The sequence below is a fragment of the Microbacterium jepli genome, from assembly GCF_047237905.1.
Classification (GTDB): domain Bacteria; phylum Actinomycetota; class Actinomycetes; order Actinomycetales; family Microbacteriaceae; genus Microbacterium.
Genome location: NZ_JBDFLW010000005.1, coordinates 809,533 through 826,050, shown reverse-complemented (window position 1 = coordinate 826,050; position 16,518 = coordinate 809,533). Strand labels below are relative to the sequence as shown.

Below are 16,518 nucleotides of genomic sequence, written 5' to 3'. Positions count from 1 at the left end.
CCGTGCAGGCTGTTCTGATCGAGGAGTTCGGGCGAATTCCGGCGACCGTCGAGGTGCCGGACGCCGCCTGCCCGCCCACCGGCGCCGTCGTGCGGGTCATGGCGACCGGCGTGTGCCGCAGCGACTGGCACGCGTGGAAGGGCCATGACTCGTCGGTGCACGCGCCCTACGTCCCCGGACATGAGTTCGCGGGCGTCGTCGAGCGCGTCGGCGCCGACGTCACGGGCTTCCGACCCGGCGATCGCGTCACGGCGCCGTTCGTCTTCGCCTGCGGCGAGTGCGAGCAGTGCCTGGCGGGCGACCAGCAGGTCTGCGCCCGGCAGGAGCAGCCCGGCTTCACCGTCGCCGGCTCCTTCGCCGACGAGGTGACGGTGCTGAACGCGGAGGTGAACCTCGTCGCGCTTCCCGACGCGGTGGACTTCGTAAATGCTGCGGGTCTCGGCTGCCGGTTCGCCACCGCGTACCGCGCGGTGCGCACCCGCGGGGCCGTGCGCAGCGGCGAATGGGTCGCCGTGCACGGCTGCGGCGGGGTCGGGCTGTCGGCCGTCCTCATCGCGCGGGCGGCGGGCGCCCGCGTCGTCGCGATCGACGTCTCCCCGGCCGCACGTGCGGCGGCGGAGGCGCTCGGCGCCATCACGCTGGAGCCGTCGGCCGACACCGCGGATGCCGTCCGCGCCCTGACCGGCGGCGGGGCGCACCTGTCGCTCGACGCCTTCGGCAGCGCGGAGACCAGCATCGCCTCGGTGCTGTCGCTGCGCCCCCGCGGGCGTCACGTGCAGGTCGGACTGCTCCTGGACGCGGATGCGACGCCGGCGATGCCGATGGGGCACGTGATCGCGCACGAACTCGACCTCCTCGGCAGCCACGGCATGAGCGCCCGCGACTACCCGGCGATGCTCGCCGACATCGCGGACGGCACGCTGGAACCCGCGCTGACCCGTGGCCGCGTCATCGGCTTCGACGAGCTCCCCGCCGCCCTGGCGGAGATGGACGACCCCGGTCGCGCGCCCGGAATGCTCGTGGCCGTCCGGTCCTGATCCCTCCTCCTGCCGCACAGACTGGGTCGCGGCTCGCGGCTCGCAATGGCTGAGCCGCCGGCCGGCCCGCCTCAGAGCTCGACGCCGACCAGCACCGGCTCGGGCTGGAGGATGAGCCCGAACTCCGAGAGCACGCGCCCCTGGATGAAGCGCGCCAGCTCCGCGAGCTCGACGGCGGTCGCTCCCCCGCGGTTGGTGAGGGCGAGGGCGTGCTTGGTCGACAGTGCTGCGCGGGAGCGCGGCAGCCGGAATCCCTTGCGGAGCCCGGCGTTCTCGATGAGCCAGGCGGCGCTCACCTTCACCTCGGTGCGGTACTCCGGTGCAGCCGGCAGATATCCGTCCCAGGCGGCCAGCGGGATGACCGTCACCGGGTCCTCCGCGGGCGTCATCGGCCACCGCGGGCACTCGTCGGGCAGCGTCCGGGCGAAGGAGTCCGACACGATCGCGTTCTGGAAGAACGAGCCCGCGCTGCGGGTGTCGGGGTCGTCGGGGTCGAGCACCATGCCCTTGCGCGCACGCGTCTGCAGGACGTGATCGCGGATCCAGGCGACGGAGACGGATGCCTCGGGCCCGAGTCCGAGCGCGGTGCGCAGCTGGTCACCGGCCACCGCCCGTTCGGCCGAGCCCACCTCGACGAGCTCGAGTGTCACCGACAGGATGACGGCCGATCGCTCGGCGACCGAGCCGTGATGCTGCTTGAGGACCGAGGTGCGGAATCCCAGTCCGAGCTCTGCGGCGGTCACGGTGGAGACCTCGCCGCTGTCCTCGTCGAGCAGCTCGACCTCGACGAGGGTGTCGGCGATCTCCTGCCCGTACGCGCCGATGTTCTGCACGGGCGCGGCTCCCACCGTGCCCGGGATCCCCGCCATCGCCTCTATGCCGGCGAGCCCCGCCTCCACGGAGAACGCGACCAGCTCGTCCCACGAGTGACCTGCCTCGACCCGGAGCCGGACCCGACCGGGCGTCGGCGACGGCATCCGCTCGATCCCCCGCGTGAGGATGCGCACGACCGTGCCGTCGAAGGGCTCATCGCCGACGAAGAGGTTGGAGCCTCCGCCGAGCACGAGCCAGCCGTCTCCCTGGGCCCAGGTGCGCCGGAGCGCGTCGACGAGGTCGTCGCGCGTGCGCGCGTCGATCATGCGCGCGGGCGTGCCGCCCGTCTGCAGGGTGGTCAGCTGCGACAGGGGCAGCGGCGTCACCTCGGTCATGGAAGAGGCGCGCTCAGACGAGGCGGACGCGCGCCTGGGCCTTGCCCAGCACGGTCGCTCCGGCCGCGGTCACCGTCAGATCGATGCGTGCCGTCTCGTCGTCGACGGCGCCGACGGTGGCGACGATGTGCAGGTCGGCGCCGTCGACCGGGTCGACGACCACGGGTCGGGTGAAGCGCACGCCGTACTCCGCGACGCGGCCGGTGTCGGCGAGCCACGGGCCGAGGGTCGCGACGGCCAGGCCCATTGTCAGCATGCCGTGGGCGAGCACGCCCGGCAGACCGACCTCTGCGGCGACGTCGTCGCGGTAGTGGATGGGGTTGAAGTCGCCGGACGCGCCGGCGTAGCGCACGAGCGACTCACGGGTGAGGTGCACGTCGCGCTCGGCGACGACCTCGCCCACGACGGGTGCGGCGGCCATCAGGCGTCGCCTCCGACGACGAGGATCGATGTCGCCGTGACCACGTGCCCGCCGTCCGCGCCGACGATCTCGGCCTCGCTCGTCACCATCGCGTTGCCGCCGACCGCGCGCACGGAGCGCACGTGCAGGCGGGCGGTGAGCTCGTCGCCCGCGACGATGGGCCGCGTGTAGCGGAACCGCTGCTCGCCGTGCAGCACGCGCGAGAGCACGATGCCCGCGTCGGGGTCGGCCAGGAGCTGCTGGAGCGTCTGGTCCTGCACGACCATCGCGAAGGTCGGCGGCGCCACGACGTCGGCGTAGCCGAGGGCCTTCGCGGCGTCGGGATCGTGGTGGATCGGAGCATCGGCGAAGACGGCGCGGGCGAACTCGCGCACCTTCTCGCGGCCGACCAGATACGGCGACGTCGGGGGGAACTCGCGGTCCACGAGCTGGGGGTTGACGGGCATCCGTCCAGTCTACCGACGACCTCGGACGACGATCCCTGGCCGCCGGTGGGGCCGCGCTGCGCTCAGGACTTGCGAGACCGCACCGCGCGGATCGTCATCTGGGTGGCGATGAACACCAGGAACGCGGCGAAGAGGATGTTGGCGGCCAGCGGGTCGAGCAGGGTCGCGAACAGCGCGCCCAGGGCGGTCGTCGTGCAGGCGGCGACGCCCACCAGCACCGCCGCGAGGAGATCGACGTTGCCTCGCCGCAGGTTGCCGACCGTGCCCGAGATGGCGGTGGGGATCATCATGAGCAGCGACGTGCCCTTGGCGATGAGGTCGCTCGTGTCGAAGAGCAGCATGAGCGCAGGCACCACGACGATGCCGCCGCCCACGCCGAGCAGCCCGGCCAGCACGCCGGTGATGAGCCCGAGCGCCACGAGTCCGACGATGGTCCAGACGGTGAGCTCGAGCTCGGCGTCGCGGGAGGGGACGATGAGGAAGAGGCTGACGATCACCGCGAGCAGGAAGGCGACGAAGGCCAGTCGCAGCGCGAACTGCGACACCTTCGGCAGGAGCCAGGTGCCGATCTGCGCGCCGACCACGGCGCCCGCCGCGAGGATGAGCGCGGGGATCCAGGCCACCGAGCCGTGCACGGCGTAGGAGATGACGCCGACGGTGGCGGTCGGGACGATCGCCGCGAGCGAGGTGCCCGCGGCGAGCCGCTGGTCGAAGCCGAGGATCAGCACCAGCAGAGGCACGATGACCGTGCCGCCGCCGACGCCGAAGAGCCCCGACATGAGACCGGCGAGCAGCCCCACGCCGATGCACGTGATGACGAATCGGGGCGTCCGCGCCGGGCGACCGGTCGTCGCGGGAGTCCGGGCGGCGCTCACTGCAGACTCTCGATGACCCACGCGTCGCCGTCCTGGACGAGGACGTAGCGATAGGCGAAGGAGCCGGGTCCGGCCTCCTCGTCCTCGGCGTCGGTGTAGGTCTCCGTGGTGTCGACGGTGATGGTGTCGCCGTCGGTCGTGACGTCGTCCACGGCCACGGTGTAGTCGATCACGGAGGCCTGGAAGTCCTCCGACGTCGCCTCGAAGGTCTCGCAGTCGGCCAGCTCGTTCGTGGCGCGGAAGTCCGCCGACGTGACGGCGAAGAACTCCTCGCAGTCGGCCGTCTGCCAGGCGTCGTCGTAGCCCCGGACGGCCGCGACGGCGGCGTCCTGATCGGAGTCCGCTCCCCCGCCGGCGATGAGACCGACGACGATCGGGACCACGAGGGCCGCGACCACGAGGAAGCCGAGGACGACGACGCCGATGACCACCCACAGGATCCAGAGCTTGGAGGCCGGCTTCTGCGCGGGGGCGGATGCCGCGGCATCCGGAGTGTGCACGTGCTCCGTCCAGCGCTGGCCGTCCCACCAGCGCACGGATCCGTGCGCGTCGTCGTACCAGCCGGGGGGTGTCGTGGTCATGACCGCCTGCCTCCGTGATGCGACGACCGGATGCCGCCGACGGTCAGCCTATCGCCGCACCGGTGCCCGCCGACGCGCGCGCGACCGCCTGCCGACGGATCGTCGGCAAGCGGTCGCGGAGCCGTCAGCGGGCGCTGAAAGCGGCGTCGAAGGCGGCCGTCGGCGCCTCGAATGCGTTGCGGCGGACGAACTCCAGCGCCTCGGGGGCGCCCAGGAGGCGGTCCATCCCCGCGTCCTCCCACTCGACCGAGATCGGACCGTCGTAGCCGATCGCGTTGAGCGCGCGGAACGACTCCTCCCAGGGCACGTCGCCGCGGCCCGTGGACACGAAATCCCAGCCGCGTCGCAGGTCTGCCCACGCCAGGTGGGATCCCAGGCGGCCGTTGCGCCCGTTGCCGACATTGAGCTTCACGTCCTTGCAGTCCACGTGGTAGATGAGGTCCTTGAACTCGAGGATGAAGTCCACCGGGTCGAGCTGCTGCCACATGAAGTGCGACGGGTCCCAGTTCAGGCCGAAGGCCGCGCGATGGCCGATGGCCTCCAGCGTGCGGACGGTGGTCCAGTAGTCGTAGGCGATCTCGCTGGGGTGCACTTCGTGGGCGAAGCGCACGCCCACCTCGTCGAAGACGTCGAGGATCGGGTTCCAGCGGTCGGCGAAGGCCTGGTACCCCGCGTCCACGGCCTCCTGCGAGACCGGCGGGAACATCGCCACGTACTTCCAGATGCTCGATCCGGTGAAGCCGACGACGGTCTTCACGCCGAGCTTCGCGGCGAGACGCGCGGTGTTCTTCATCTCCTCCGCGGCGCGCTGCCGCACGCCCTCGGGGTCGCCGTCGCCCCACACCCGGTCGCTCAGGATGTCGCGGTGACGGTGGTCGATCGGGTCGTCGCAGACGGCCTGGCCCTTGAGGTGGTTCGAGATCGCCCACACCTTGAGCCCGTACCGTTCCAGCAGCTCGAGTTTGCCCTCGGCATAGCCGGGCTCGTCCCAGCGCCACGGATCGAGGTGGTCTCCCCAGCACGCGAGCTCGAGACCGTCGTAGCCCCAGCCGGCGGCCAGGCGCGCCACCTCCTCGAGCGGGAGGTCGGCCCACTGGCCGGTGAAGAGGGTGATCGGTCGCGCCATGAGTGGTTCCTTCCGGTTGCAGGGATGAGAGGAGAGCGGATGCTGCGGCGCGGCCGCTCAGTCGACGGGCGTCCAGGCGCTGCCGGCCCGGGAGCTGCGCTCCACGGCGTCGAGCACCCGCTGCACGTGCAGGCCGTCGGCGAAGGACGGACGCGGCTGCGTCCCGTCGGCGATGGCGACGACGAGGTCGCGCACCTGGTGGCTGAAGCCGTGCTCGTAGCCGAGCATGTGACCGGTCGGCCACCACGGGGCGAGGTAGGGGTGGTCGTGCTCGGTCACGAGGATGCGCCGGAAGCCCTGCTCGGTGCCGGGCTGCGTGGCGTCGTAGAACTCCAGCTCGTTGAGGCGCTCGAGGTCGAACGACAGCGCGCCGAGCGACCCCGACACCTCGATGCGGAGCGCGTTCTTGCGACCCGTGCGGAAGCGGGTCGCCTCGAAGGAGGCGAGCGCGCCGGATTCCAGGCGCCCCGTGAAGAGGGCGACGTCGTCGACGGTGACCGCGCCGCGCTCGGATGAGGCCGTGCCCGACAGGCCGACCCCCTCGCCCAGCAGCGGCCGCTCGGCGACGAGGGTCTCGAGGATGCCCGAGACGGAGGTGAGGCGCTGGCCGGTGATGAACTCGGTGAGGTCTGCGGCATGGGCGCCGATGTCGCCGAGCGCGCCGGAGCCCGCGCGGTCCTTCTGCAGGCGCCAGGTGAGGGGCGCGTCCGCGTCGGACAGCCAGTCCTGCAGGTACTCGGCGCGCACCTGGCGGATCTCGCCGATGCGGCCGGCGGCCACGAGGTCGCGGGCGAAGGTCGCCGCCGGCACACGGCGGTAGGTGAAGCCGACCATGGCGCGCACGCCGGATGCGGCGGCCGCGGCATCCGTCATCTCCTGCGCCTCGGCCACCGTGTTCGCGAGCGGCTTCTCGCACAGGACGTGCTTGCCGGCGCGGAGGGCGGCGATCGCGATCTCGGCGTGCGTGTCGCCGGGCGTCACGATGTCGACCACGTCGATGTCGGGGCGCTCGATGACCTCGCGCCAGTCGGTCGCGGACTCCGCCCACCCCCATTTCGCCGCCGAGGCGCGGACGCCGTCGGCATCGCGGCCCACCACGACCTGCATGACCGGCTCGAGCGGGAGATCGAAGAAGCGGGGGGCCACGCGCCAGCCCTGCGAGTGCGCGGCGCCCATGAAGCCGTGTCCGATCATGGCGATGCGGAGTTCGTCGGTCATCGGTGCTCCTCTCGGGGATGATGCGGGGCGCCCGTCCTGTAAGGACGGGCGCCCCGCAGGTGGATCAGGACTCGAACGCGAGGTCGATGAAGTCCGCGACGTTGTCCTTGGTCACGACGGGCGCGTCCAGCACGATGCGGTTCGGCACGCTCGGGGTGATCAGGTCGCTCGCCGTCTTGCCCTGGGCGATGAGGCGCGCGAGTGCGATGCCGTCGGCGGCCTGCGTCGACGGGTAGATGATCGTCGCCTTCAGCACCGAGTCGTCGGCCTGGATGGCCTCCATGGCGTTCTTGGAGCCGGCGCCGCCGACCATGATGAACTCGTCGCGACCCGCGGACGTGATGGCTGCGAGCACGCCGATGCCCTGGTCGTCGTCGTGGTTCCAGATCGCGTCGATCTGCGGGTTCGCCGACAGCAGCTGCGAAGCCGCGGCCTCGCCGCCCTGCACGGTGAAGTCGGCCGCGACGCGGGCCGAGACCTCGAGGCCGCAGTCGCTCAGGGCGTCCTTGAATCCGGCGGAGCGGTCCTGCGTGAGCGGCAGCGAGTCGATGCCCGCGATCTCCGCCACGATGGCGCCCGGCTTGTCGCCGAGCTGCCCGCAGATGTAGGTGCCCGCGCTGACGCCCATGCCGTAGTTGTCGCCGAGCACGGTGGAGCGCGCGGCGAACGGGCTGCTGAACTCCCGGTCGACGTTGATGACGGGGATGCCGGCCTGCATCGCCTTGATCGCGACCTCCGTGAGAGCCGCGCCGTCGCTGGGGAGCAGGACGATCGCGTCGACCTTGTCGTTGATGAAGGTCTCGACGGCCGCGATCTGGGCGGTCACGTCGTTGGTGCCCTCTGCGGCCTGCAGGGTGACGTCGGGGTACTTCGCCGCGGCGGCGAGCGCTCCGGAGTTGATCGCGCCGAGCCAGCCGTGGTCGGCGGCCGGTCCGGAGAAGCCGATGGTGACCGTGTCGCCGGTCGCGGCGTTCTCCTCGCTGGTGGTGCCCTGGTCGACGGCCTCTTCGGCGTTGGTGCTTCCGGCGGTGCAGCCGGCCAGCAGGCCGACGGCGGCGAGTGCCGCGACTCCGGCGACGACGAAGCGTGCGCGGTGGGTGCGCAGTGAACGCATGTGATTCCTCCTCGAATTGATGCGGGTAGCGGCCGCGGTGCCTCGGGAGAGCCTCGTACGCCCGTCCGGCCTCACTGCCAGAGTCAACGTAGCAGAACGCGTGTCGGAAGTGTCGTCTTTTGTCGTCGTCGGCGCAAAAGTGATCTCTGTCCGGTTTTCGCGCGTAATCACGCGGATGTGCGGCGAGATACGTTTCCCACCTGCAACGATGCAGACGCGGGCGGATCCGTTCTCACACGGCCGCGGAGCGCGTGTTATGGTCACGTCGTGATCAAAGATGACCATGGCACGGCGTTACTCGACGTCCGGGGCGTGACCAAGAGCTTCGCCGGAGTGCACGCCCTGCGCGGAGTCGACCTGAGCGTGCGTGCGGGTGAGGTGCACTGCATCCTCGGCCAGAACGGCGCCGGCAAATCGACGCTCATCAAGGTCCTCGCCGGCGTCCACCGACCTGACGAAGGCCAGATCTCCTGGAACGGCGAGACGGTCGAGATCCCCTCACCGCAGGCGGGGATCGAGCTGGGCATCGCGACGATGTACCAGGAGCTCGACGTCGTGGACGGCCTGACGATCGCCGAGAACATCTTCCTGGGCCACGAGCTGGCGCGCGGCGGCTTCAGCCGTCGCAGCCAGGCGGCGGCCCGCACCCGCGAACTGCTGCAGCGCCTCGGCCACGCGAGCCTGTCCCCGCACACCGAGGTCGGCTCCCTCAGCGCGGCGAACAAGCAGATCGTCAGCATGGCGCGCGCGCTGTCGCACGACATCAAGCTCATCATCATGGACGAGCCGTCGGCCGTGCTCGACACCGAGGAGGTCAAGAACCTCTTCTCCGTCGTGCGCGAGCTCACCGGGCAGGGCATCGCCGTCGTCTACATCACCCACCGCCTCGAGGAGATCCGGCAGATCGGCGACCGGATCACCGTCCTGAAGGACGGGCGCAGCACGGCGAACGGACTCGCCGTGGCCGACACCCCGACCTCCGAGCTGATCCGCCTCATGACGGGCCGCACGGTCGAGAACGTCTTCCCCGCGGGAGTGCCGGTGCCCTCCGACGCGCCGACGATGCTCGAGGTCGACGGCCTGGCGCTCTCCGGCGTCTTCGAGGACGTGTCGTTCTCGGTGCGCGCCGGTGAGATCGTCGGGCTGGCCGGGCTCGTCGGCTCGGGCCGGTCGGAGATCCTCGAGACGGTCTACGGAGCTCGTCGCTCCACCTCCGGCACCGTACGCGTCGCCGGCGAGCCGCTGCGCCGCGGATCGGTCACCGCTGCGGTCGCCGCGGGTATCGGTCTGACGCCCGAGGAGCGAAAGAGCCAGGGGCTCGTCCTCGAGGAGCCGATCTTCGTCAATGTCACCCTCTCGTCGGTCGCACGGTTCGCGAAGGCCGGCTTCCTCGACGAACGGGCCGAGCGCGCCGTCTCGCGGGAGCAGATCGAGGCGCTCGAACTGCGACCCGCCGACCCCGACCGCGCCGCCGCCACGCTCTCCGGCGGCAACCAGCAGAAGATCCTGCTGGCGCGCTGGCTCGTGCACGGCACCCGGGTGCTGCTGCTGGACGAACCCACCCGCGGCGTGGACGTCGGCGCGCGCACCGAGATCTACGCGCTCATCCGCCGTCTCGCCGCCGCCGGCAACGCGGTCGTCATCGTCTCCAGCGAGATCGACGAGGTGCTCGGCCTCGCCGACACCGTGCTCGTCGTCGCCGAGGGCCGCGTGCTCACCACCCTCCCCGCCAGCCAGATCGACGAGCACGGCGTGCTCGACCTCGTGATGAAAGGAGCTGCCGCGTGAGCGACCAGCCCTACGGTTCCGCCTTCGCGACGACCGACCCCACCAGAACTCCCCCACCTGCGCCCGCGCCGGAGCCGTCCGACCGGAAGTCCGCCGCGTCGCGGCTGCTGTCCGGCTCGGCCGGACGCAACCTGGGCCTCGTCCTGGCGCTCGCCCTCATCTTCGTCATCGGGGCGGTGACGGCGGGCGACACCTTCACGAGCGTGCCGAACATCCTCGTCATCCTGCGTCAGGCCTCGATCATCGGCGTGGTCAGCATCGGCATGACCTTCGTCATCATCGCCGGGGGCATCGACCTCTCGGTGGGCGCCGTGATGGGGCTCGCCTCCGTGGTGGCGACCCTCGCCGTCATCCAGGACGTCGTGGACGACACGCACTGGATCGTGATGGTCGTCATCGCCCTCGCCGTCGGCGTCTTCGCCGGATTGATCAACGGCATCGTCATCGCCTACGGCAAGGTGGTCGCCTTCATGGCCACGCTCGCCATGCTCGTCGCCGCGCGCGGTCTCGCCGAGATCCTCGCCGATCGCCGCACGCTCGTCGTGGAGGACCGCGGCTTCGTGTCGTTCTTCAACAGCGACTTCCTCGGCGTCGACGTGCTCATCTGGATCTTCGTGCTCGTCGCCGTGGCCGGCTGGATCCTCCTCAACCGCACGACCTTCGGGCGCCGCACCGTCGCCATCGGCGGCAACCGCGAAGCCGCCCGCCTCGCGGGCATCAACGTCCGCCGTCACACCGTCTGGCTCTACGTGCTCGCGGGGCTCACCGCCGGCATCGCCGCCGTCATGATCCTCGGACGCACCACCGCCGGCACCTCGACCCACGGCACGCTCCTCGAGCTCGACGCCATCGCCGCCGTGGTGGTGGGCGGCACGCTCCTCATCGGCGGCCGCGGCACGATCACCGGCACCGTGTTCGGCGTGCTCATTTTCGCCACCCTGCAGAACGTCTTCGTGCAGAACAACCTCTCCTCCTCCGTGCAGGCCGTCGCGAAGGGCGTGATCATCGTGGTCGCCGTGCTCCTGCAGCAGCGCTTCGCCCGCCGCGGGACCCGTGGATGAGCGGATGCCGGCGGCACAGGCGCATACGCCGGAATCGGGCCTGACTCACAGCAGGTTCGTCAGAAGTGGCGGCACTTCTGCGTTTTGCCGCATGTTTGACTGAGCCGTGGCGACGACTGTGACCGAGACATCCGCGGCCCCCGGCGGAGTGGGCGAGCTCTTCCACCTTCTGCGCGACGGGGTCCCGCGCACGCGGGCCGAGCTGTCGAAGGCCACCGGCCTCGCCAGATCCACCATCGCCGCGCGGGTCGACGAGCTCATGCGCACCGGCCTCATCACCCCGGTCGCCGACGCGGCCTCCACGGGAGGACGGCCGCCGTCGCAGTTCGCCCTGAATCCACAGGCGCGCCTGGTGATCGGGGCCGACATCGGCGCCTCGCACGCCGCCATCGCCGTCACCGACCTCTCCGGTGCGATCCTCGCCCAGCGCGAGGAGTCGATCGACATCCGGCAGGGGCCGGTGCCCGTGCTGACGTGGGTGGCCGAGGCGGCGATGGGCCTTCTCGCCGAGACGGGTCGGGATGCGGCCGATCTCGTGGCGATGGGCATCGGGGTGCCGGGCCCCGTCGAGCACTCCACCGGCCAGCCCGTGAATCCGCCGATCATGCCGGGATGGGACCGCTTCGACATCCCGTCGTGGATGCAGCAGCACCTGCAGGTGCCGGTGCTCGTGGACAACGACGTGAACGTGATGGTGCTCGGCGAACGGGCGACCGCGTGGCCCACCACCGACAACATGATGTTCGTGAAGGTGGCGACCGGCATCGGCGCGGGTGTTATCTCGGCCGGCGAGCTCCAGCGCGGGGCGCAGGGCGTCGCCGGCGACATCGGCCACGTCCGCGTCGCCCGCGGAGCGGATGTGCCCTGCCCCTGCGGCAACCGGGGCTGCCTCGAGGCGCTCGCCTCGGGCCCGGCCATCGCCCGCGGCCTCACCGCGGCCGGCGTCCCGGCCGCGGACGGTGACGACGTCGTCGACCTCGTCAAGCACGGCAACATCGACGCGATCCAGGCCGTCCGCCAAGCGGGGCGCGACATCGGCGAGGTGCTGACGGCCTGCGTCAGCCTGATGAACCCGTCGGTCATCGCCATCGGGGGCTCCATGGCCCGGGTCGGCGAGCACCTCATCGCGGGTGTGCGGGAGGTCGTCTACACGCGCTCCACGCCGCTGGCGACCGAGCATCTCTCGATCGTGCAGTCCTCCGCAGCCGAGCGCGCGGCCGTGCGAGGGGCGAGCGGTCTGGCGATCGACCACGCCCTCTCGCACGGCGCGCTGTTCGCCGGCGTCTGAGCAGGGCTCAGAGGTCTTCGGGCGACAGATCGCCCTCGCCGTCCTCGCCGAGCTCGGCGACCACCGGGTCGTCTCCCTGCGTCTCGGGCAGGTAGACATCGGCGGGCAGATCCTCAGCCGGGATCTGGTCGTCGTCCGACGGGATCTGGTCGGGGTCGTCGCCCGTCGCGGTCACCCCGTCGAGATCGTCCGGGGAGGCGCCCTCGTCGAGGGCGGTGGTCCGGTCCCATTCCACCTGCGCCGGGTCGTCGGCGGGGTCGGCGGTCACGGACGTGTCGCCGTCGCGGAGGAGCTGGGGCAGGACGTCATCGGTGACGGTCACGGGTGCGTCGTCGGCGGGGGTGCTCATGGGTGTTCCTTTCGTCGGCTCCCAGCCTCCGCCCCGACACCGTCGCGTCGGAGGCGCTTGCGGCGACGCAGCCGACTCGCTAGGGAGGCGGCATCCGCTCGTCCTCGTCCTCCCGTGGGGCTCGACGCGCCCCTCTTCCCTATCGGCCCCGGGTCCGGCGGTCAACGGAACACCGCGGGTCGGTACGCGCGGCTAGCATCGGAGCAACGCCATCCGCCCGTCAGGTGAGGACCCTCTTTGGACGCCCCGATCGAACGCGACCCGAGTGAGATCAGCTACGACGAACAGCGCTACCCCGCGCGACCTCGTCGGCTGCGCCCCCGGGATCAGCTGCGCAGCGGCAGTCTCCGCCGCTTCGTCTCCGACCCCCGCACGGCCAACGGCACGAACCCCGCGTACGTCGAGTGGCTCGTGCGCCAGTCGATGCTCAAAGACGCCGATGTGCTCGCCCGGACGCTGTCCGGACAGCCGTCGATGTGGCGCAACCCGTACGCCCGTCCCGACGCGCGCCGCGCGATCGAGACGAGCGACGTGTGGTTCACCGCCTACCCGCTGTCGCTGATCACCCGCGCCGGCGAGTCCTTCCTGCAGGCATTGGGCGACGACCGTCTCTGGCAGGCGTTCGAGAAGATCGGCATCAACGGCCTGCACACCGGTCCGGTGAAGCGCGCCGGCGGGATCACCGGGTGGCAGCAGACGCCCAGCGTCGACGGTCACTTCGACCGCATCAGCACGCAGATCGACCCCGATTTCGGCGACGAGGCGGCCGTCCGCCGCCTGGCCGACGTCGCGGACTCGCACGGCGGCAGCGTCATCGACGACATCGTGCCCGGCCACACCGGCAAGGGCGCCGACTTCCGCCTCGCCGAGATGGCCTACAAGGACTATCCGGGCATCTACCACATGATCGAGATCCCGCCCGAGGACTGGAACCTCCTGCCCGAGGTGCCGGAGGGCCGGGACTCCGTCAACCTCGATCCTGCGCAGGAGCGCGAGCTGAGCGAGCGCGGCTACATCATCGGCGAGCTGCAGCGGGTCATCTTCTACACGCCCGGCGTGAAGGAGACGAACTGGAGCGCGACCGCCGCCGTCACCGGCACGGACGGTCAGGATCGCCGCTGGGTCTACCTGCACTACTTCAAGGAGGGCCAGCCCTCGATCAACTGGCTCGACCCGACGTTCTCGGGCATGCGCCTGGTGATCGGCGACGCCCTGCACTCGCTCGGCGAGCTGGGTACGAGCGCGCTGCGCCTCGACGCCAACGGCTTCCTCGGGGTGGAGAAGAGCACCGAAGGGCTCCCGGCGTGGTCGGAGGGCCACCCGCTCTCGCAGGCCGCGAACCACATCATCGCCGGCATGGTGCGCAAGGTCGGCGGGTTCACCTTCCAGGAGCTGAACCTCACGATGGAGGACATCCGCGACACGGGCGCCGTCGGCGCCGACCTGTCGTACGACTTCGTCACCCGCCCCGCGTACCACCACGCCCTCGCCACCGGCAGCACGGAGTTCCTGCGCCTCGCGCTGAACACGTCGCTGGCCACCGGCGTCGAGCCGGTGCAGCTCGTGCACGGTCTGCAGAACCACGACGAGCTCACCTACGAGCTCGTGCACTGGGCGACCACGCACCGCGACGACGTGTTCGAGTTCCGCCACGCAGAGGTCACCGGCCTGGAGCTGGCGCAGCACATCCGCGCCGAGCTGACCGAGGTGCTCACGGTCGGCGCCGACTACAACCTGGTGTTCACGCAGAACGGCATCGCGTGCACGACCGCGTCGCTGATCGCCGCGTCCCAGGGTCGCGCGACGTTGGACGACATCACCGACGAGGATGCCGCGAGCATCCGTGACGCCCACCTGCTGCTGGCCCGCTACAACGCGTGGCAGCCCGGCGTGTTCGCCCTCTCCGGCTGGGACCTCACCGGGTCGCTCACGCTTCCGGCCGAGGAGGTGCGCTCGCTCATCGCGACCGGCGACACCCGGTGGATCGAACGCGGCGCGCACGATCTGCTCGACGTCGACCCCGACGCGACGCGGTCGGCTGCCGGGATGCCGCGTGCCCGCGCCCTCTACGGCGCGCTGCCCGCGCAGCTCGAGGACCCGGACTCGTTCGCGTCCGGCCTCCGGCACGTGCTCGACGTCCGTCGCGCCCACGGGATCGCCGTGGCGACCCAGGTCGACATCCCCCAGGTGGCCCACCCCAGCATGCTGGTGATGGTGCACCGACTGGATGGCGGTGACGCGACCCTCGAGGACGCGCCGCTGCAGATCACGGTGCTCAACTTCTCCTCCGAGACGATCGACGGAACCGTGCGCTCCGACTCGCTCGTGCCGCGCAGCGGTGTCATCGACGCGGAGAGCGGCGAGTCGGTCGGGCGCGTGGACGACCTGCAGAGCTTCCCGCTGCAGCTCGGCCCCTACGAGGGCCGCTTCCTGATCTTCGAGGCGCCCGAGCCCGAGGAGCTGCACCCGGTCACCCGCGCGATCCACATCATCCCGACCGCGTGAGCAGTCGTCTCCGCCGCCCGCACGGGCGGCGGAGACGACCGCTCACCTGCGCGGCTGCGGAACGGGATTGCCCGCGACGAACAGGTCGCCGGGATCGAGGATGCCCTTCAGCGTCTGGAGCCGGCGTGCCGCCGGGCCGAATCCGAGGGCACGGTCCTCGTCGGGCGCGTCGATGAACGTGAGGGCGAGCGCGTCGATGCGCCAGCGGTCGAGCAGACCGACCCCCGCCCGCACGGCCGCCGTCATCGGGGCCGCGAGCTCCGGCGCGGACACGATGGCGATCGTGTGCATGATGTACTGCCCCGGGAGGCTGGCCACCGCGCCACCGCCCGCCGGACTCTGGGCGAATGCGCCGCCGATATGGCGCAGCTCGCTCACGAAGATCCCCGGGATCGATCCCGCCTCCACGAACGCACCCGCCGCGGCCGCGGGGAGCGCGTCCAGCACCGAGTGCGCCGTCACCGCCGGCGCGGGTCCGGGCGGGTCCATGTGCACGCCGACGAGGTCGGCCGACGGGATGCGCGCGAACGTGTCGACCTCGGGTGCGAGGGCGCGGAGGGGCCCGAGAAGAGTGGATGCCGCGGCATCCGATCCCAGGATCGCGCCGTCGATGACCACGACCGACCGGCCGGCGAGGAACGGCGGCAGCTCCGGCATCGGCGGGAAGTTCATGATGCGCAGGGTGGTCGTGGCCGTGTCGGGTGCCGTCCGGGTCCACGCCGACCACGCACGCGTCACCTCGTCGGCGCGGGAGGCGTCCCAGAGGAGCATGCCGGCGATGACGGTGGCGAGCGGGCGGAGGGAGATCGTCACGGCGACGACCACGCCGAATGCTCCCGACCCGCCGCGCAGCGCCCAGAAGAGCTCCGCATCTTCATCGGGTCCGGCGCGGTGGAGGCTGCCGTCGGCGGTGACGACCTCGATGGACCGCACGTCGCCCACGGCGAGCCCGTGCGCCCGGCCGTAGAAGGAAAGACCGCCGCCGAGGAGGTAGCCGACGGCGCCGACGCTCCCGGCGCTGCCGTGGAGCGCCGTGAGACCATGCGGGGCGCTCTGCGCCAGCACGTCGTTCCAGGTCGCGCCCCCGTCGAGGCGCGCGGTGCGCGCGGTCGGATCGACGGTGACCGACCGCAGGGCGGACATGTCGACCAGGATCACGTCCGACAGATCGGTGGCGCTCAGGCCCGCCGCCATGTGGCCGGTCGCCTGCGGCGCCAGGCGCAGGCCGGCCGCGGACGCCGAGCGCACGACGTCGATGACCTCCTGCGTGCTCTCCGGACGGACGACGGCGAGCGGTCGCTGATCGATCGCGACGTTCCAGGGGGTGCGGAGGTCGTCGTATCCGGCGTCGGTCGCGGTGACGAGGCGGTCACCGAGCGCCTCGCGCACGCGTCGGAGGCGGGCGTCGGTGTCGGCGGTGCTGGCGGTGTCGATGGCGGTCATCTCAGGATCTTCCACATCGGGTTTCCGCCCACTCGGGTGCGGGGCGAATGTGATCCCA

Annotated in this window: 15 protein-coding genes; 5 read left to right on the top strand and 10 right to left on the bottom strand. The window is 71.4% G+C overall.

The features are described from left to right. Positions 1-2: 2 nt before the first annotated feature. Complete coding sequence (locus ABC304_RS08175; RefSeq protein WP_412930104.1) at positions 3-1,037, top strand: alcohol dehydrogenase catalytic domain-containing protein; 1,035 nt, start codon at positions 3-5, stop codon at positions 1,035-1,037. 71 nt (positions 1,038-1,108) lie between these two features. On the opposite strand, the gene ABC304_RS08170 is transcribed toward ABC304_RS08175, so the two are convergent. The 8 genes from ABC304_RS08170 to ABC304_RS08135 form a co-directional block, all read right to left on the bottom strand. After that, positions 1,109-2,245: a UDP-N-acetylmuramate dehydrogenase gene (locus ABC304_RS08170; protein WP_412930103.1), complete on the bottom strand. Its 1,137-nt coding sequence runs from the start codon at positions 2,243-2,245 to the stop codon at positions 1,109-1,111. A 13-nt stretch (positions 2,246-2,258) separates the two neighbouring features. Continuing rightward, positions 2,259-2,666 carry a MaoC/PaaZ C-terminal domain-containing protein gene (locus ABC304_RS08165; protein ID WP_412930102.1) on the bottom strand — a complete coding sequence of 136 codons (408 nt, stop codon included), beginning with the start codon at positions 2,664-2,666 and terminating at the stop codon, positions 2,259-2,261. Continuing rightward, the gene (locus tag ABC304_RS08160) at positions 2,666-3,112 is read right to left on the bottom strand and encodes an FAS1-like dehydratase domain-containing protein (protein ID WP_412930101.1); all 447 of its coding nucleotides are present in this window, start codon (positions 3,110-3,112) and stop codon (positions 2,666-2,668) included. The genes ABC304_RS08165 and ABC304_RS08160 overlap by 1 nt, the downstream gene beginning before the upstream one ends. 62 nt (positions 3,113-3,174) lie before the next feature. Next, a complete protein-coding gene (locus ABC304_RS08155) occupies positions 3,175-3,987 on the bottom strand; it encodes a sulfite exporter TauE/SafE family protein (RefSeq protein ID WP_412930100.1) in 813 nt (270 codons plus the stop codon). Next, positions 3,984-4,568, bottom strand: a complete 585-nt coding sequence (locus ABC304_RS08150) for an Rv0361 family membrane protein (RefSeq protein WP_412930099.1) — start codon at positions 4,566-4,568, stop codon at positions 3,984-3,986. The genes ABC304_RS08155 and ABC304_RS08150 overlap by 4 nt, the downstream gene beginning before the upstream one ends. Positions 4,569-4,692: 124 nt before the next feature. Further along, positions 4,693-5,694, bottom strand: coding sequence for a sugar phosphate isomerase/epimerase family protein (locus ABC304_RS08145; protein WP_412930098.1), 1,002 nt, complete (start codon positions 5,692-5,694; stop codon positions 4,693-4,695). 57 nt (positions 5,695-5,751) lie between these two features. Next, positions 5,752-6,912 carry a Gfo/Idh/MocA family protein gene (locus ABC304_RS08140; protein ID WP_412930097.1) on the bottom strand — a complete coding sequence of 387 codons (1,161 nt, stop codon included), beginning with the start codon at positions 6,910-6,912 and terminating at the stop codon, positions 5,752-5,754. Between the two features lie 64 nt (positions 6,913-6,976). Then, positions 6,977-8,026 carry a substrate-binding domain-containing protein gene (locus ABC304_RS08135; RefSeq protein WP_412930096.1) on the bottom strand — a complete coding sequence of 350 codons (1,050 nt, stop codon included), beginning with the start codon at positions 8,024-8,026 and terminating at the stop codon, positions 6,977-6,979. Positions 8,027-8,338: 312 nt separating this feature from the next. Here ABC304_RS08135 and ABC304_RS08130 point away from each other — a divergent pair, with 312 nt between their 5' ends. The 3 genes from ABC304_RS08130 (at position 8,339) to ABC304_RS08120 (ending at position 12,163) form a co-directional block, all read left to right on the top strand. After that, positions 8,339-9,814, top strand: a complete 1,476-nt coding sequence (locus ABC304_RS08130; protein ID WP_412932869.1) for a sugar ABC transporter ATP-binding protein — start codon at positions 8,339-8,341, stop codon at positions 9,812-9,814. Then, positions 9,811-10,875, top strand: coding sequence for an ABC transporter permease (locus ABC304_RS08125; protein WP_412930094.1), 1,065 nt, complete (start codon positions 9,811-9,813; stop codon positions 10,873-10,875). Before ABC304_RS08130 ends, ABC304_RS08125 begins: the two co-directional genes overlap by 4 nt. A gap of 118 nt (positions 10,876-10,993) precedes the next feature. After that, positions 10,994-12,163, top strand: a complete 1,170-nt coding sequence (locus ABC304_RS08120; protein ID WP_412930093.1) for an ROK family transcriptional regulator — start codon at positions 10,994-10,996, stop codon at positions 12,161-12,163. Between the two features lie 7 nt (positions 12,164-12,170). On the opposite strand, the gene ABC304_RS08115 is transcribed toward ABC304_RS08120, so the two are convergent. Continuing rightward, on the bottom strand, positions 12,171-12,512 hold the full coding sequence (locus tag ABC304_RS08115; protein ID WP_412930092.1) for a sugar ABC transporter ATPase: 342 nt from the start codon (positions 12,510-12,512) through the stop codon (positions 12,171-12,173). Between the two features lie 237 nt (positions 12,513-12,749). On the opposite strand from ABC304_RS08115, the gene treS reads away from it, so the two are divergent. Next, positions 12,750-15,017 (top strand): maltose alpha-D-glucosyltransferase, encoded by a 2,268-nt coding sequence (gene treS, locus ABC304_RS08110; RefSeq protein WP_412930091.1) that lies wholly within the window; start codon positions 12,750-12,752, stop codon positions 15,015-15,017. A 42-nt stretch (positions 15,018-15,059) separates the two neighbouring features. Here the strand turns inward: treS and ABC304_RS08105 are convergent, their stop codons facing one another. Beyond that, positions 15,060-16,460, bottom strand: coding sequence for an FAD-binding oxidoreductase (locus ABC304_RS08105; RefSeq protein ID WP_412930090.1), 1,401 nt, complete (start codon positions 16,458-16,460; stop codon positions 15,060-15,062). Positions 16,461-16,518: the final 58 nt, after the last annotated feature.

What these genes read in the sequence shown, in the direction of transcription:
- ABC304_RS08170 (WP_412930103.1), bottom strand. Translation starts at nt 2,245, where the DNA reads ATGACCGAGGTGACGCCGCTGCCCCTGTCGCAGCTGACCACCCTGCAG.
- ABC304_RS08165 (WP_412930102.1), bottom strand. Translation starts at nt 2,666, where the DNA reads ATGGCCGCCGCACCCGTCGTGGGCGAGGTCGTCGCCGAGCGCGACGTG.
- ABC304_RS08160 (WP_412930101.1), bottom strand. Translation starts at nt 3,112, where the DNA reads ATGCCCGTCAACCCCCAGCTCGTGGACCGCGAGTTCCCCCCGACGTCG.
- ABC304_RS08150 (WP_412930099.1), bottom strand. Translation starts at nt 4,568, where the DNA reads ATGACCACGACACCCCCCGGCTGGTACGACGACGCGCACGGATCCGTG.
- ABC304_RS08145 (WP_412930098.1), bottom strand. Translation starts at nt 5,694, where the DNA reads ATGGCGCGACCGATCACCCTCTTCACCGGCCAGTGGGCCGACCTCCCG.
- ABC304_RS08140 (WP_412930097.1), bottom strand. Translation starts at nt 6,912, where the DNA reads ATGACCGACGAACTCCGCATCGCCATGATCGGACACGGCTTCATGGGC.
- ABC304_RS08135 (WP_412930096.1), bottom strand. Translation starts at nt 8,026, where the DNA reads ATGCGTTCACTGCGCACCCACCGCGCACGCTTCGTCGTCGCCGGAGTC.
- ABC304_RS08115 (WP_412930092.1), bottom strand. Translation starts at nt 12,512, where the DNA reads ATGAGCACCCCCGCCGACGACGCACCCGTGACCGTCACCGATGACGTC.
- ABC304_RS08105 (WP_412930090.1), bottom strand. Translation starts at nt 16,460, where the DNA reads ATGACCGCCATCGACACCGCCAGCACCGCCGACACCGACGCCCGCCTC.